At 49.9% G+C, this 15,976-nt stretch carries 13 protein-coding genes; 3 read left to right on the plus strand and 10 right to left on the minus strand.

The features are described from left to right. Positions 1–4: 4 nt before the first annotated feature. The 7 genes from nuoH to nuoA all read right to left on the minus strand — a co-directional run bounded on the left by nuoH (position 5) and on the right by nuoA (position 8,639). Positions 5–982 (minus strand): NADH-quinone oxidoreductase subunit NuoH, encoded by a 978-nt coding sequence (gene nuoH / locus GVI43_RS01850; RefSeq protein WP_159564814.1) that lies wholly within the window; start codon positions 980–982, stop codon positions 5–7. After that, complete coding sequence (nuoG, locus tag GVI43_RS01855; RefSeq protein WP_159564816.1) at positions 979–3,720, minus strand: NADH-quinone oxidoreductase subunit NuoG; 2,742 nt, start codon at positions 3,718–3,720, stop codon at positions 979–981. Before nuoG ends, nuoH begins: the two co-directional genes overlap by 4 nt. Before the next feature lie 97 nt (positions 3,721–3,817). Then, positions 3,818–5,185 carry an NADH-quinone oxidoreductase subunit NuoF gene (gene nuoF / locus GVI43_RS01860; RefSeq protein WP_159564818.1) on the minus strand — a complete coding sequence of 456 codons (1,368 nt, stop codon included), beginning with the start codon at positions 5,183–5,185 and terminating at the stop codon, positions 3,818–3,820. After that, positions 5,182–5,667, minus strand: a complete 486-nt coding sequence (nuoE, locus tag GVI43_RS01865) for an NADH-quinone oxidoreductase subunit NuoE (RefSeq protein WP_159564820.1) — start codon at positions 5,665–5,667, stop codon at positions 5,182–5,184. Before nuoE ends, nuoF begins: the two co-directional genes overlap by 4 nt. A gap of 2 nt (positions 5,668–5,669) precedes the next feature. Further along, the gene (gene nuoC, locus GVI43_RS01870; protein ID WP_425482110.1) at positions 5,670–7,484 is read right to left on the minus strand and encodes an NADH-quinone oxidoreductase subunit C/D; all 1,815 of its coding nucleotides are present in this window, start codon (positions 7,482–7,484) and stop codon (positions 5,670–5,672) included. A gap of 33 nt (positions 7,485–7,517) precedes the next feature. Beyond that, on the minus strand, positions 7,518–8,192 hold the full coding sequence (locus GVI43_RS01875; protein ID WP_159564824.1) for a NuoB/complex I 20 kDa subunit family protein: 675 nt from the start codon (positions 8,190–8,192) through the stop codon (positions 7,518–7,520). A gap of 15 nt (positions 8,193–8,207) precedes the next feature. Further along, a complete protein-coding gene (nuoA, locus tag GVI43_RS01880; protein WP_159564826.1) occupies positions 8,208–8,639 on the minus strand; it encodes an NADH-quinone oxidoreductase subunit NuoA in 432 nt (143 codons plus the stop codon). A 1,079-nt stretch (positions 8,640–9,718) separates the two neighbouring features. On the opposite strand from nuoA, the gene brnQ reads away from it, so the two are divergent. The 3 genes from brnQ (at position 9,719) to yfbR (ending at position 13,565) form a co-directional block, all read left to right on the plus strand. After that, the gene (brnQ, locus tag GVI43_RS01885) at positions 9,719–11,101 is read left to right on the plus strand and encodes a branched-chain amino acid transport system II carrier protein (protein WP_159564828.1); all 1,383 of its coding nucleotides are present in this window, start codon (positions 9,719–9,721) and stop codon (positions 11,099–11,101) included. Positions 11,102–11,315: 214 nt separating this feature from the next. Further along, entirely contained in the window at positions 11,316–12,818 is a 1,503-nt protein-coding gene (locus tag GVI43_RS01890; RefSeq protein ID WP_246201402.1) for a pyridoxal phosphate-dependent aminotransferase, read from the plus strand. Between the two features lie 141 nt (positions 12,819–12,959). Next, positions 12,960–13,565 (plus strand): 5'-deoxynucleotidase, encoded by a 606-nt coding sequence (yfbR, locus tag GVI43_RS01895; RefSeq protein WP_159564830.1) that lies wholly within the window; start codon positions 12,960–12,962, stop codon positions 13,563–13,565. A 62-nt stretch (positions 13,566–13,627) separates the two neighbouring features. Here yfbR and GVI43_RS01900 read toward each other — a convergent pair whose 3' ends face one another. Genes GVI43_RS01900 through GVI43_RS01910 form a run of 3 tightly spaced genes read right to left on the minus strand, consistent with a single transcriptional unit; the run spans position 13,628 to position 15,971 of the window. Then, complete coding sequence (locus GVI43_RS01900; protein WP_159564832.1) at positions 13,628–14,791, minus strand: ABC transporter permease; 1,164 nt, start codon at positions 14,789–14,791, stop codon at positions 13,628–13,630. Continuing rightward, a complete protein-coding gene (locus GVI43_RS01905) occupies positions 14,788–15,477 on the minus strand; it encodes an ABC transporter ATP-binding protein (RefSeq protein WP_159564834.1) in 690 nt (229 codons plus the stop codon). Before GVI43_RS01905 ends, GVI43_RS01900 begins: the two co-directional genes overlap by 4 nt. A 14-nt stretch (positions 15,478–15,491) precedes the next feature. Then, positions 15,492–15,971 (minus strand): hypothetical protein, encoded by a 480-nt coding sequence (locus tag GVI43_RS01910; RefSeq protein WP_159564836.1) that lies wholly within the window; start codon positions 15,969–15,971, stop codon positions 15,492–15,494. Positions 15,972–15,976 lie beyond the last annotated feature (5 nt).

The raw sequence follows: 15,976 nt of genomic DNA on the forward strand, positions 1-15,976 counted from the left end.
TCCCTTATTGCGCTCTGAGAAGAATCACTGCCGCAGTTACCAGCAGGTTCAACAGGGTCAACGGTAAACATACGCGCCAGCCAAAGGCCATTACCTGGTCATAACGCGGACGAGGTAATGAAGCACGCACCAAAATAAACATCATCATGAAGAACCCGGTTTTCAGCGCAAACCACAGAATCGGTGGTAAGAACGGCCCCTGCCATCCGCCAAAGAACAGCGTTACGATTAAGGCAGAAATGGTCACGATACCAACATACTCACCGACGAAGAACAGACCGAACTTCATGCCTGAATATTCAATATGGTAACCGTCGGCGATTTCCTGCTCGGCTTCCGGTTGGTCAAACGGATGGCGGTGACATACCGCAATACCCGCAATCACAAAGGTACAGAAGCCAAAGAACTGCGGAACAACAAACCACAGGTCAGCCTGAGCGGCGACGATATCGCGCATATTGAACGAACCGGTGACGGCAACAATCCCCATCAGCGACAGGCCTAAGAACACTTCGTAGCTTAGGGTCTGAGCCGAGGCACGCATGGCGCCAAGCAGTGCGTATTTATTGTTACTTGACCAACCGGCGAACAGCACCGCATACACCGCCAGACCGGCCAGCATAAAGAAGAACAGTATGCCGATGTTCAAGTCTGAAACGCCCCACGTAGGCGTTACCGGAACAATAGCAAAGGCCAGCAGCATGGAGCTGAAGGCGATCATCGGTGCCAGCGTAAAGATCATCTTGTCAGAGAAATTAGGTACCCAGTCCTCTTTAAAGAACATCTTGATCATATCTGCAACGATCTGCAGCGATCCGAATGGCCCTACTCGGTTGGGTCCGTAGCGATCTTGAAACAGAGATAGCAGGCGGCGCTCGCCAAAACTCATCAACGCGCCGCAGGTTACCACTACCAACAAAATGACCACGGCCTTACCGACTGAAATCAAGATATCTGCCGTTTCCGGAGCTAGCCAACTCATAGCGTTGCCTCCCTCAGATTTTCGACGCGCTCGCCGGCTAAAACAGGGGAAATGCCCGGTAAACCTAACGGTAATCCGATCAAACCTTGTTCCAGAGACTCACTGATTTTTACCGGCAGCGTCAGGTCTGTACCTGAGCAGCTAAAGGCAACCAATGAACCAGCGCTAACGCTTAACGCCGCTGCATCCTGTGGATTGAGCATCACATAGGCCTGCGGCATACGCTGTTGAATCACGTCTGAACGCTGAGACATTTCATCACTACCAAACAGGTGATAGTAAGGAGCTACCCGCCAGCCGTTTTCGACCTTCACCGGCGCTTTGGTTACGGCATCGAAATAGGCCAGAGAAGCATCGCTCTGCGGCTCAATTAAGCGAATTCCCGGGTCACCGGCACGCAGGCTGCCGCCCACTTCAGACTGGAATTTATTCCACGCCTGCGGTGAGTTCCAGCCAGGTGCCCAGGCAAACGGAATCTGCTGACGATTGGCTTCCGGTGCGCTGTAGCCTTCCATAGAATAGGCAAATGCGGTGTCGTTATCTTTAGGCTGGCGTTTTTCATGCACGTTAACGTCGGCCAACATCGCGGTACGGCCGCTGTAACGATGCGGTTCACGGGCAATTTTCATGCCGCGAATGCGGAAAGACGCATCAGGAGCCGCATTGACCATACCGGCGAGTTCAGGAAACGCGTCGGCACAGGCGGCGATCACGTGATCGAGCAAAGTCCAGTCCAGTTGACGGCTGCTATACACGCTTTGCAGCGAATGTAACCAGCGCCAGCTTTCGAGAATGTAGATCTTGTTTGCCGGGTCTTTATCGTAGAAGGACGGTTCGTAAACCTGAAAGAACCGCTGAGCGCGGCCTTCTTGGTTAACTAAGGTACCGTCGCTTTCGGCAAAGCTCGCCGCAGATAAAATCAGCGTCGCCTTATTCATTATTGCCGTGCGCTGATGGTCAACCACAATCAGGTTTTCAACTTTGGCTAACGCGGCATCGATGCGGGCGGCAGAAGCATGACGATAAAGGTCATTTTCCATCACAATCAGGGTGTCCGCTTCGCCGTTTTCAATCTGGGCCAGTGCGTCATTGATTGAGCTGCCGCCCATCATTGCCACACCCATGCTGTTCGACTCTGCCGCCACAAAGGTGATGCCGGTTTCTATACCTTTTTGCTTCAGGGCTAAAGCGATGTTAGCCGCAGCCTGAATGATATCGTCGCTGGCCGCGCCGCAGCCGGTGACAATCAGCGGCTTCTTGGCGCCAGAAAGCGCTTGAGCAATGATATCCACTTTTCCGTTCAACGAAGTCGGTAGTTCAGACGCGTTCGGCGCTTTACCGTCAATGGCGTGAGCAATCGCAAAGCCTAAGCGTGCCTGCTCTTCAACCGAAGCACAGTAGTTCCACGCCGCAATATCATCCAAACGGGTTTTATCTACGTTAGTGGTAAACAGCGGGTACTTAGCGTGCTGGCCGATATTCTGAATGGCGGCGATTTGCCAGTCGGCCACGCGCTGTGCGGCGGCCATTTCGCGAGCCTTGCCTTTCACTGCCTGACGCAGAGCCAGTGCGATACGAGCGCCGGTTTGAGTCACATCTTCACCCAACACCAACACCGCGTCGTAGCTCTCCATTTCACGCAGCGAAGGCGTATAAATTCCGCTTTCACGCAGCACTTTTTGCATCAGTTGAACGCGGGCCAATTCACCGGCATTCATGCCGGTTGAGAAGTTCTCAGCGCCCACCAACTGACGTAAAGCGAAGTTACTTTCTAAGCTGGCGCGCGGTGAACCGATACCGATAGTTTTCTTCGACTGACGTAAAACGTCTGCCGCACCCTGCATCGCCTGCTCAGGGTTAAGATTCACCCAGTCCTGACCGCGCAGTTGCAGTGGATGGCGCGGCCTATCTTTCGAATTCACATAGCCATAGCCGAAGCGGCCACGGTCACACAGGAAGTGGTGGTTTACCGTTCCGTTATAGCGGTTCTCGATGCGGCGAAGTTCGCCATAACGCTCGCCGGGGCTAGTATTACAGCCGACGCTGCACTGTTGGCAAATGCTCGGTGCGAACTGCATATCCCATTTACGGTTATAGCGTTCTGAGTGGGTCTTATCGGTAAATACGCCGGTAGGACACACTTCAACCAGGTTGCCGGAGAATTCACTTTCTAACGTGCCGTCTTCAGGGCGGCCAAAGTAAACGCTGTCGTGAGAGCCGTATACGCCAAAGTCTTCGCCGCCCGCATAATCTTTATAATAGCGAACGCAGCGATAGCAGGCGATACAGCGGTTCATTTCATGGTTAATGAAAGGCCCCAAGTCCTGATTGTTGTGCGTACGCTTATTAAAGCGATATTTGCGGAAGCTATGACCGGTCATGACGGTCATATCCTGTAAATGACAGTTTCCGCCCTCTTCACAGACTGGACAGTCGTGAGGATGGTTTACCATCAGAAACTCCACCACCGCTTCGCGGAATTTCTTGGCTTCTTCATCTTCAATAGCAATATAGCTACCGTCAGATGCCGGAGTCATACAAGACATCACCAAACGCCCGCGTTTATCATCAGGCCCTTGGAATTGCTTAACCGCACATTGGCGGCAAGCGCCGACGCTACCTAACGCCGGATGCCAGCAAAAGTAAGGAATATCGAGGCCAAGTGAGAGACAAGCCTGCAGCAGGTTGTCAGCTCCATCAACTTCGTATTCTTTGCCGTCTACATGAATCGTTGCCATAGTCAGCATGCTTCCCGTAGCCCGCAACTGCGGGCATATAACTTAGAAAATTCGTTACCAGATATCGTCTCTATATGCTCTGAGCTTATAGAGCTGACTACCAACGCTGCTTGAGCAGGTTTGGTTGGATACCGGCGATAGCGTTCAGATTATTAAAGGTTTTAACTTTGATGCCCGCTTCAAACTCTTCGCGGAAATACTTAATCGCACTTTGCAGCGGCTCAACGGCTCCCGGCGCAAGGGCACAGAAAGTATGACCCGGCGACAGGAAGCGACACAGCTGTTCAAGGGTTTCAACGTCACCCGGCTGGCCTTCCCCGCGCTCTAAGGCGGTTAAAATTTTCACGCTCCACGGTAAACCGTCGCGGCAAGGCGTACACCAGCCGCAGGATTCGCGCGCGAAGAACTCTTCAATATTGCGGGTTAACCCGACCATATTGATTTGGTCATCAACCGCCATGGCTAACGCCGTACCTAAACGGCTCCCTGCTTTGGCAATATTGGCAAAATCCATCGGTAAGTCGAGATGCGCATCGGTCAGGAAGTCCGTACCTGCACCGCCCGGCTGCCAAGCCTTAAGCTTCAGGCCATCTTGCATACCACCGGCGTAGTCTTCCAGCAGCTCACGCGCGGTAATGCCAAACGGTAACTCCCACAGGCCCGGATTTTTCACCCGGCCGGAGAAGCCCATTAGCTTAGTGCCCGCATCCTGACTCTTACCGGCAGACAGTCCGCGATACCACTCTGGACCATGCTCGATAATTGACGGCACGTTACACAGCGTTTCGACGTTATTAACGCAGGTAGGCTTGCCCCACGCGCCGGACGTAGCCGGGAACGGTGGCTTAGAGCGCGGATTAGCGCGGCGGCCTTCAAGGGAGTTGATCAGCGCGGTCTCTTCACCGCAGATATAGCGCCCTGCACCGGTATGAACAAACAGCTCAAAATCGAAGCCGCTGCCCAAAATATTTTTACCGAGGAACCCGGCCTTTTTCGCTTCGTCGATCGCTTTACGCAGATTCTCAGCGGCTTCAATGTATTCGCCGCGCAGGAAGATATAGCCACGGTAGGCTTTAAGCGCAAAAGCACCGATTAGCATGCCTTCAACCAGCAGGTGAGGTAATTGCTCCATCAGCAGGCGGTCTTTATAGGTGCCCGGCTCCATTTCATCCGCATTACACAGAATGTAACGAACGTTCATGCTTTCGTCTTTTGGCATCAGGCTCCACTTCAAACCGGTGGAAAAACCTGCACCGCCGCGACCGCTCAGACCGGAGTCTTTGACGGTTGAAACGATGTCATCCGGAGACATGCCCTTCAGCGCCTTTTCAGCACCGACATAGCCGCTCTTAGCGCGATACTCATCAAACCATACCGGCTGCTGGTCAGCGCGCAGACGCCAGGTTAACGGATGCTGCTCTTCAGTAAGAATGCGTTGAGTTCCTAACAAAGTTGGCCCGCTCATTGATATTGCTCCAGTAGTTTCTCAATATCTTCCGGCTTCAGATGCTCGTGAGTGTCTTCATCCACCATCATGCTAGGCCCTTTATCACAGTTACCTAAACAGCAGGTCGGTAACAGCGTAAAGCGCCCGTCAAAGGTGGTCTGGCCCGGTTTAATGTCGAGCTTTCTCTCAAGAGCGGCCTGAATTCCCTGATATCCATTGATATAGCACACCACGCTATCGCAGTAGCGAATCACGTGACGGCCAACCGGACGACGGTAAATCTGGCTATAAAAAGTCGCAACGCCTTCAATGTCACTGGCGGGAATGCCCAGCACATCGGCAATCGCAGTAATCGCACCGTCCGGGACCCAGCCGCGCTTTTTCTGCACGATCTTCAGCGCTTCAATCGATGCGGCACGCGGGTCTTCGTAATGATGTTTCTCGTGCTCAATAGCGTCGAGTTCTTCGGCGCTCAGCGTGAAAATTTCTTTATCGGTCATAGCTAGCGATCCACGTCTGACATAACAAAATCAATGCTGCCCAGATAGACAATTAAGTCTGAGACTAAACAGCCACGAATGACGGACGGGATCTGCTGCAGGTGTGCATAGCTTGGCGTACGAACCCGAGTACGGTAGCTCATGGTGCCGCCGTCGCTGGTTAAGTAGTAGCTATTGATCCCTTTGGTTGCTTCCACCATTTGGAAAGACTCATTGGCCGGCATAATCGGACCCCATGATACCTGTAGGAAGTGGGTAATCAGGGTTTCAATGTGCTGTAACGAGCGCTCTTTCGGCGGAGGCGTAGTAAGCGGATGATCGGCTTTAAACGGCCCTTCAGGCATGTTGTCTAAACACTGCTGTAAGATGCGCAAGCTCTGGCGCAGCTCTTCAACCTTGAGCATCACGCGGTCATAGCTGTCGCCGTTATGGCTGACCGGAACTTCGAAGTCAAAGTTTTCGTAGCCTGAATAAGGGCGAGCTTTACGGATGTCAAAATCGATACCCGTTGCGCGTAGCCCAGCACCGGTTACGCCCCACGCCAGCGCTTCTTCTGCGCTGTACTGGGCAACGCCGATGGTACGGCCTTTCAGAATGGTATTTTTCAGTGCGGCTTTAACGTAAGACTCCAGACGCTTTGGCATCCAGTTTAAGAACTCACGCAATAGCCCGTCCCAACCTCTCGGCAGGTCGTGCGCAACGCCGCCAATGCGGAACCAGGCCGGATGCATACGGAAACCGGTAATGGCTTCTACAATGTCATAAATACGGGCGCGGTCGCTAAAGGCGTAGAATACCGGCGTCATGGCGCCGACGTCCTGAATATAGGTAGAGATATACAGTAAGTGACTGTTGATACGAAATAGCTCAGACAGCATCACGCGGATCGTTTTTACGCGATCCGGAACTTCAATACCGGCCAGTTTTTCAACGGCTAATATATAAGGCATTTCGTTAATGCAGCCGCCAAGGTATTCGATACGGTCGGTAAACGGAATGTAGCTGTGCCACGACTGGCGCTCACCCATTTTCTCGGCACCGCGGTGGTGGTAACCGATATCCGGCACGCAGTCGATAATCTCTTCACCATCCAGCTGCAAAACGATACGGAATGCACCGTGAGAAGACGGATGGTTAGGCCCCAGGTTCAGGAACATGAAGTCTTCATTTTGGGTGCCGCGCTTCATGCCCCACTCTTCGGGCTTGAAGGTCATGGCTTCCATTTCCAGATCTTCTTTGGCTTTGGTCAATACAAAGGGATCGAACTCGGTAGCACGGGCAGGATAGTCTTTACGCAGCGGGTGCCCTTCCCAGCTGTCCGGCATCATGATGCGGCGCAGGTTCGGGTGGCCATCGATAGTGATGCCAAACATTTCCCACGTTTCACGCTCATACCAGTTAGCGTTCGGGAACAGTTTGGTGACGGTCGGTACGTGAAGATCGTTTTCTGCCAGCGCCACTTTCAACATAATGTCTTTGTTGCGCTCGATTGAAATCAGGTGGTAGAAAACGGAAAAATCCGCCGCCGGTAAACCGTTGCGGTGGGTACGTAAACGCTCATCAACGCCGTGTAAGTCAAACAGCATGACGTAAGGCTTAGGCTGTTTGCGTAAAAAGGTCAGGATTTCTAAAAGTTGCTCACGCTTCACCCACACCACCGGAATACCGGTACGGGTAGGCTGAACGGTAAAGGCATCTGGCCCAAAACGATTGCGCAGTTCACCGATTACCGGATCATCAAGATGATCCCGGGTTCCCCACGCAGGTTGGGCGAGCTCTTGCGTCATTGGATCTGTCATATTGTTTTCGCCGCTCATTACTCAAAATAAATTCGGGTGTTGCTTCAATAGTTAAATTTCGTCTGGCGTACGCAGATTAGTTACCGCAATACGCTCACCGCGCTTGCGCTCTTTTTCTGACTGCATATCTGCGCGATACACGCCCTGCTCACCCACAACCCATGAAAGCGGACGACGCTCTTTACCAATCGATTCTTGTAATAATAATAGCGCTTGCATGTAGGCTTCAGGGCGAGGCGGACAGCCGGGAATATAAACGTCAACCGGTAAAAATTTATCAACGCCCTGAACCACGGAATAAATATCGTACATGCCGCCCGAGTTTGCACAGGCGCCCATTGAGATAACCCACTTAGGCTCAAGCATTTGCTCATATAAACGCTGGATTACCGGTGCCATTTTGACAAAACAGGTACCGGCAACCACCATGAAGTCGGCCTGACGCGGAGAAGCACGCAGCACTTCGGCACCAAAGCGTGAAATATCGTGAACGGCGGTAAACGACGTTACCATTTCAACGTAACAACAAGAGAGGCCAAAGTTGAAAGGCCAAAGAGAGTTTTTACGCCCCCAGTTAACGACATCGTTCAGGGCGGTGTCGAGCTTGCCCATATAGATACCTTTATGGACATCTTGCTCTAGAGGATCGGCGACGATTTCCTGCTTTTGGAGCGGATAACGATCGTTTTCACCGTCAATATCTACGCGAGTGAGCGTATATTTCATCTTCAAGCCTCGCTGTTACTGAAAATTGCTAGGAGTATTATTTGTGTTTTTTAGCTGGCGTTTGGAGCGCTGAGGCGTCCAGTCAAGTGCACCAATGCGCACTAAATAAAACAGTCCGGCTAAAAGAACAAAAATGAAAATGGCAGCTTCGATAAAGCCAATCCAGCCGCTTTCACGAACGGAGACCGACCATGCAAACAGATAGAGGGCTTCAACATCGAAGATGACGAAAAACATGGCAACCAGATAGAATTTAGCAGAAAGGCGCAGTCGCGCTGACCCTACCGCATCAATACCCGATTCATAAGGCGTATTCTTGGTTCTTGCCCTGGCACGTCCACCGAGGAAGTACGCACCAACCAACATTAAGGCACACAGGCCCAGCGCTACGACAAGGAATACGGCAAAAGCCCAATGATGGGCAGCAACTTCAGTACTTGTAGGCATATGCTCTTACTACTCTTAAAAATAGTATTTACCGGATTACTTTGCTTAGCCAATCCGATGACTATGTCGATTAAAGGGAAAAAAACGTCCATACCCAAAAGCGGTTCATTATCTTATGCAATGATTAGTGTGGCGCCCTACTCTTTTAGGTAACATTTTGTCAACGTCGACAAAACATTTATCAATACAAGTCACAAAAAGAACTCAATAACCTCTGCTACCAACTAAATCGAGTCAGCAAAATAAATAGAGCGACTCAACCAGCCCGCTATTTTGACAGAAATAGATATTTTTATCACCTCTGTAACAGGTTTTTTTCTTTGAGGCAGAGCACAGGAATAAACATTTCTTACATAAAAATAGATAAATACATAAATTTCTCAGTCATTGGTTTTGTGTGTCACTGCATCTTTTTAAGCATAGACGGTGATGTGCTGTTCGCATAGCTAAACGACCAACGATCGAAAAAAATTTTAGCATAAAGAAAGGCGGCGATTAGCCACCTTTCTAATACATTACGATAACATTAAAGCGTTAGGCCAGCCCAAATCGACAAAGCTCATCGCTACGTTGATTATTGCGGCCATGACCGTAGGAATAACCGGTAATACAAACATTCTTTGAATAGATTAACCATAATGAGTTACTTCACCTGATTTATCCGGCTAAATACTAAACAATCATCGGTAAAAATGCGTATAAACCAATGAATAACCTTATCCGGCTCAACGATCAATAATGGGCTTAATGATACTTTATGGTTTTAACATCCATTAAATAAGTTAAATACAGTCATATAATTCACAAAAATCGCATCACACCCGAATAATTACATATTTTATGCTAAATCTATTGCGTTAACTTTATCAATCAAGGAGTATCCACCGTGACAGGCAATAGCATGGTTTTTTCATCAATCATTGAGATAAAAACCAATTTTACTCTTAGCATCTAACGTTGAATGCCATATGAAGCGCTTATTGCCATAAAAATGAATAATTCAGTCCCATACTCGTCACTTACGCTCAGCTTTGGCGTAGTAAATATGGCGTTTTTGGTTGAAAAATAAAGGAAAAATCATGAATCAGCGTTTAAGCCTGGCCGATACCATCGGCTTAGGTCTAATGACTTTCGCCTTCTTTTTGGGTGCAGGAAATATTATTTTTCCCCCGTTAGAAGGCCAGCTAGCCGGTAGCAATGTGTTATACGCCATGCTCGGGTTTTTAATGACTGCCGTAGGTCTCCCTCTGGTTTCTATTATTGCCGTGGCCCGGGTTGGCGGTGGTTTACCCGCGATGACCACCGATCTGCCGAAAGGTACCGGAACCTTCGCTGCCATATTACTGTTTATTATCATCGGCCCGGCATTTGCCACGCCGCGAACCGGCCTGGTCGCTTATGAAATGGCCATCAAGCCGCTATTAGGCAGCTACAATATTGCCGACAGCCAATTCTATATATCGGCGCTAAACGTTACGCTGGACCGAACTCAGGCTATCATTACGACGCTGTTCTTTGTTGTGACGCTGATGTTTTCATGGAGCCGGGGAAAGCTGATTGATAACATCGGAAAAATACTCACTCCTGCGCTATTTTTACTGCTTATTTGTCTGGCAGTCGGCGTGGCTGTCGCACCACAGGGTGATATTATTGCCCCAGTGGAAAGCTATAAAGACACGGCATTCAGCAAAGGTTTTATCGGTGGCTATAACACCATGGATACCTTCGCCGCACTGATGTTTGGCATGCTGTTAGTTGACGTACTTCGCGGTAAAGGCGTTACCGAACAAAGCGCTACCTACAAATATTTAGTGATCGCCGGTTTCATTGCCGCAGCAGGATTAGCCTTTGTCTACATATCCCTCTTCTGGCTGGGAGCAACATCGTCAACGGTTGCACCAGACGCCGCTAACGGCGGAGTAGTTCTGGCGGCTTACGTTCAGGCGCTTTTCGGGCAACCGGGGCAATGGATTCTGTCGTGGGTTGTTATGCTGGCCTGTTTAACTACGGCGGTAGGACTAGTAAGCGCCTGCGCTGATTACTTCTCAACGCTAACGCCATTACGCTATCGCCAGTGGGTGATTCTGCTTTGTATTATCTGCGCTACGGTGGCTAACGTTGGTTTAAGCCAGCTGATAGCCCTGTCAGTACCGGTTTTATTAGCGCTATACCCGCTGACTATTGCGTTAGTAGCCCTCACCTTCATTCGTCGTTGGTTGCCAAACCCTAAGTACGCGTTTCGTACCGTTATGTTTGTCGCGCTGATTTTCAGCCTGCTAGACGGCATTCGTGGCATTGAAGCGTTGAAAAACGTAGGATGGATTAAATACCTGCTTGATGCCCAAACCACGTATATGCCTTTGGCCGATCAGGGAATGGCGTGGGTGCTGCCGACGGCAATTATTATGGCGCTGTCGTTCCTGATTCCGGCGTCTAAAAAGCCGGTGCTGGAAAATCAATAGCCCAGCAAAAAGCCTTATTTGATGGTAAAAAGCAGCGGAAACGCTGCTTTTTTTACTTTTCAGCCCTTCTGTATATACATATCCCTATTTACCCCGATAAAACGCCAAATAATATTTTTATTGAGGAAATATCCATCATCCACTTGTAAAGGCGTATATCCGAATGTAATATTCACCATATACAATGGTATATACAAAAATAAGGAAGCGTAGTATGACGATCTCAAACGAATGGATAGACCTTGCATCGTTTAAAAGCGGTAACTCTCAGGCACTACGTTTAAAGAAAGAGCTATTAGACGCCGCACCAGCCTTCGCTTCCGGTGCCACCCTACGGTTATTATCCGACAGTACTGGCATTATCGTCGCGTCAGAAGAAAACCAAACTGAATCTAAAAGCGATAACCCGATGGTAACCGCCATGCTGGATGCCGCCGAGCACAGCCTGACGGCGCCTAAAATCATTCAAACCGGCGGCAAAGAGTCACCCGCAGTTGGTAATAATAAAGCCATCGAGAAATCCAGAAAGCTGGACAACGTTTGCTATGACATTCGCGGACCGGTCCTAAAAGAAGCTAAGCGCCTGGAAGAAGAAGGCAATAAGGTTCTTAAGCTGAATATCGGTAACCCCGCCCCTTTCGGCTTTGAAGCTCCCGATGAAATTTTGGTCGACGTGATCCGTAATCTGCCTACCGCTCAGGGTTACTGCGACTCTAAAGGTTTATACTCCGCCCGCAAAGCCATTATGCAACACTATCAGGCTCAGGGAATTATGGACATTACCGTTGAGGATATTTATATCGGCAACGGTGTGTCCGAATTAATCGTGCAGGCGATGCAGGCTCTGCTAAATATTGGCGATGAAATGCTGATCCCGGCTCCCGACTATCCGCTTTGGACCGCCGCAGTTTCGCTTTCCGGTGGCAATGCCGTTCACTACATGTGCGACGAAGAAGCCGACTGGTTTCCGGATATCGACGATATCCGCAAAAAGATTACCCCACGTACCCGCGGCATTGTGGTGATTAATCCAAACAACCCTACGGGCGCGGTTTACAGCAAAGAACTACTGATGGAAATCGTTGAGCTCGCCAGAGAACATAATCTGATTATTTTTTCCGATGAGATATACGATAAAATTCTTTATGACGACGCTCAGCATCACCCGATTGCCGCGCTGGCTCCGGACGTTTTAACCATTACCTTTAACGGCCTGTCTAAAACCTATCGGGTTGCTGGCTTCCGCCAAGGCTGGATGGTGTTAAGCGGCCCGAAAAAGCATGCAAAAGGCTATATTGAAGGTCTCGAAATGCTGGCGTCGATGCGCCTGTGTGCCAACGTACCAATGCAGCATGCTATTCAAACGGCGCTGGGCGGGTACCAAAGCATCAGTGAATTTATTCAACCGGGCGGCCGCCTGTATGAACAGCGTAATCGTGCGTGGGAACTGATCAATGATATACCGGGTGTATCCTGCGTGAAGCCGCGCGGTGCGCTGTATATGTTCCCGAAGATTGATGCGAAGAAGTTTAATATCCAGAATGACCAGAAGATGGTGCTTGACCTGTTATTACAGCAAAAAGTTTTGCTCGTGCAGGGTTCTGGCTTTAACTGGCCTTATCCGGATCACGTCCGAATTGTCACGCTACCGCACGTTGCCGAACTGGAAACCGCTATCGGCAAGTTTGGTAAGTTCTTAGAAACCTATAGTCAATAGCGCCACGGTTCATGCATATGGCGGTGATAGCTTCACCGCCATTATTATCGGATGAATAAATTCCCACTTTCAATTTGCACTTCGCGCCATAACTCCCCACAATCAAGCCTTCTTTTTGTTGTTTGCTCCATCGAGGTCATTATGAGCCAGAACCAAAGCCACTTTTTTGCCTATTTATCACGACTAAAGCTAATTAGCCGCTGGCCTCTGATGCGTAATGTCCGTACTGAAAATGTCTCAGAGCATAGCCTTCAGGTCGCCTTCGTTGCGCATGCGCTGGCGGTGATTAAAAACCGGAAATTTAACGGCAACGTCAATCAAGACAGGGTCGCCCTGCTGGCGATGTACCACGATGCCAGCGAAGTGCTCACCGGCGATCTGCCCACGCCTATCAAGTACTACAACCCCCAGATTGCCCACGAATATAAAAAAATTGAAAAAGTCGCACAACAAAAGCTGATTGAAATGCTGCCTGAAGAAATTCAGGAGGACTTCCGCCATATTCTGGATGATAGCTATTACACTGAAGATGAAAAACTGGTGGTCAAACAGGCTGACGCGTTGTGCGCCTATCTGAAAAGTCTGGAAGAGCTGTCAGCCGGAAACAACGAATTTAAGCTGGCTAAAAAGCGGCTGGAAAAAACTCTAAAGCTCAGAGCCAGCCCGGAAATGGACTATTTTATTAAGGTATTTGTCCCGAGCTTCAGCCTCTCGCTAGATGAAATTAGTCAAGATAGTCAGATGTAACCCCTCGCAAGAGATACCTTCAGAAGCTATGAGCATATCGTTCTGAAGGTTATCCGGATGTATCAGTTCTGCGCTCTTAATGCCTGAGCTGGCGAATAACGGTAGGTCGTCAACGCCGGAATCAGTAGGATCAAACCTAAAATACACCAGAGCGACAGAATGAATAATCCATCGCTGCCGGTCAGGGTCACCGGTAACTTCATGCCATAAAGCATCGAGACGCGAGAAGATATCCATAACGCGGCTAAATATCCGGTTCCGACCCCGAGAATGATGCCACTGGTGACCATAGACATCAGCCCAATCCAGACTAAACCGACAATACCACGGCGCGGCGCGCCAAAGGCTCTCAGCGCTCCCAACTGACGTTTGCGTTGTTCAAGATGAATAACCACCACCAGCAGCATAGCAATAACCACCAGAATTTGGGCTCCAATGGCTATCGATGAAATCACCTGACGCGCATCTCCCAGCGTACTGTACAAACGGGTCAGTATTTCGGCCGGGAAGACTGCCTGAGTTTCACCGCCCCGATATTGAGATCTTAACTGATAGGCTCCGGCAATCGTTTTGGGCTTAACCACCACCGCCGACACCCCGGGCATATTTTCGCCCTGCGCCTCTTGGTGATGTAATTCCCACACGGCTTCAATCGGAACCAATATTGCTTTATCCCACGCGTCGTTGGTGGCCGATAGAATACCGGTCACAGTGTAGGACGCATGTTCATGCTGATGGGCACCCTCCATACCGATCTGACCGTGTACCGGTACCACTTTATCGCCGATGGATAAGCCGGTTGAGGCACCGACAATCGCATCCTGTCGCCGGTTAAAAACGCCGGAACCGGTGACAGCCTGTTGTCCAATAAGATGGTTATCAACCCCGATAACCGGCATCCCCATATAGCTATCGCCCAACGCAATAGGCGCAGCGCGCTCGACCAAAGGATGACGTTTAAGCGCCGTAAGATACTTGCCTGACAGCAATGGTAAAGCGGATGGCTGGAGAAATACCGTTGACAGTACCAGTTGGGTTTCGCTTCCGGCAGCGCCAATAATCAAATCAAAACGATCGGCGGCTCGGGCACTTCCTTCACGCAGTGCCCGTTCCTGCAAATTGATGACCATACTAAAGGCCACTGCGGCGGCGATTAGCAGGACTAATACCACCGCGCCGCCCCATAATCGCCTAAAGTCAGCGTAAATGATTTTCAACGGGATCATAGTCGTTTTCCTACGGTTGAATCCTGAATCGGGCGACCGGCATCCAGCAAAATATGACGACGCACGGTCTGAGATAACCGTAAATCATGAGTAATACAAATCAGCGTCGCTTTGGATTCAGATGCCAGACGAGTAAGAAGCTTAATCACCTGCATGCCATTCTCGGCATCAAGGCTGGCGGTCGGCTCATCGGCAATAATAATGGGTGGAGACTGCAACAACGCCCGGGCAATGGCGACGCGCTGTTTCTCACCTCTGGAGAGTAAATCAACTGAAGTACCGTTATGCTCAACGCCCAATCTGGCGAGTAGCGCCTTCGCCTTTATTTTTAACGCTGCGGGTAAACGCCAGTGATAAAATTTTAGCGGAAGTAAAACGTTATCCAACGCACTCAGGCCGGGATAAAGATGGAAATCTTGCATCACTAACCCAACGTTAGTGGCCCGCCAGCGATCCAACTTAGACTCAGAATAAGCGCCAATATCAATACCGTCCCAGAAGACCTGCCCGCGTGCGCAGCGTTCCAACCCGCTGATGGCATTAACTAACGTGGTTTTTCCACTGCCAGAAACACCGCTAACCGCAACCTGCAAACCGGAACGAATCACCAGATCGGGAATTTCCAGTATCGGCTCTGGCGTTCCATTGAACCGGACGCTCAGATGATTGATAAACAGTTCAGACATTCTATCCTCCCGGATTATAGCGAGCTGAATTCAGCATTACGTAAACGTAGCTGGCTGATAAAGCCGGTTTCAGGATCTCGCCACGAACCATATTCCAGCGTTCCTTTCACCCGTATCATGCTGTTGTTTTGCACAAAGGTCTGACGTTCAGATAAATAGATCACTAAGATATCCTCGGGCCAGTCAGCGTCAGAAGAGCAAAAGGGACAGATCGCCATTGGCATTTTAGTTAATACAAAGAACTGAGATTCCGCTTTTAACGGCGGTGCCATAAATCCCTTAATTTCAACTTCACTACCGGCCAGTTTTTTAACCTCGTCTGAAAAAGTCAGGCCTAGAACGCCAACGTGGCTATAGAACCGATCGAACGTCAGGCTGGGCAATGCTTGCCCTTGGGCAGGCACTAGCCACAGGAAGAAAGCCAGTAGCATCGACGAAAAGAGAGAACGATAGAGAGAGCCGGAAAATCTCCAGCTCTGATTAAGGTAAGCCATTATCA

This window comes from Budvicia diplopodorum (assembly GCF_009800925.1).
Taxonomy (GTDB): domain Bacteria; phylum Pseudomonadota; class Gammaproteobacteria; order Enterobacterales; family Enterobacteriaceae; genus Budvicia; species Budvicia diplopodorum.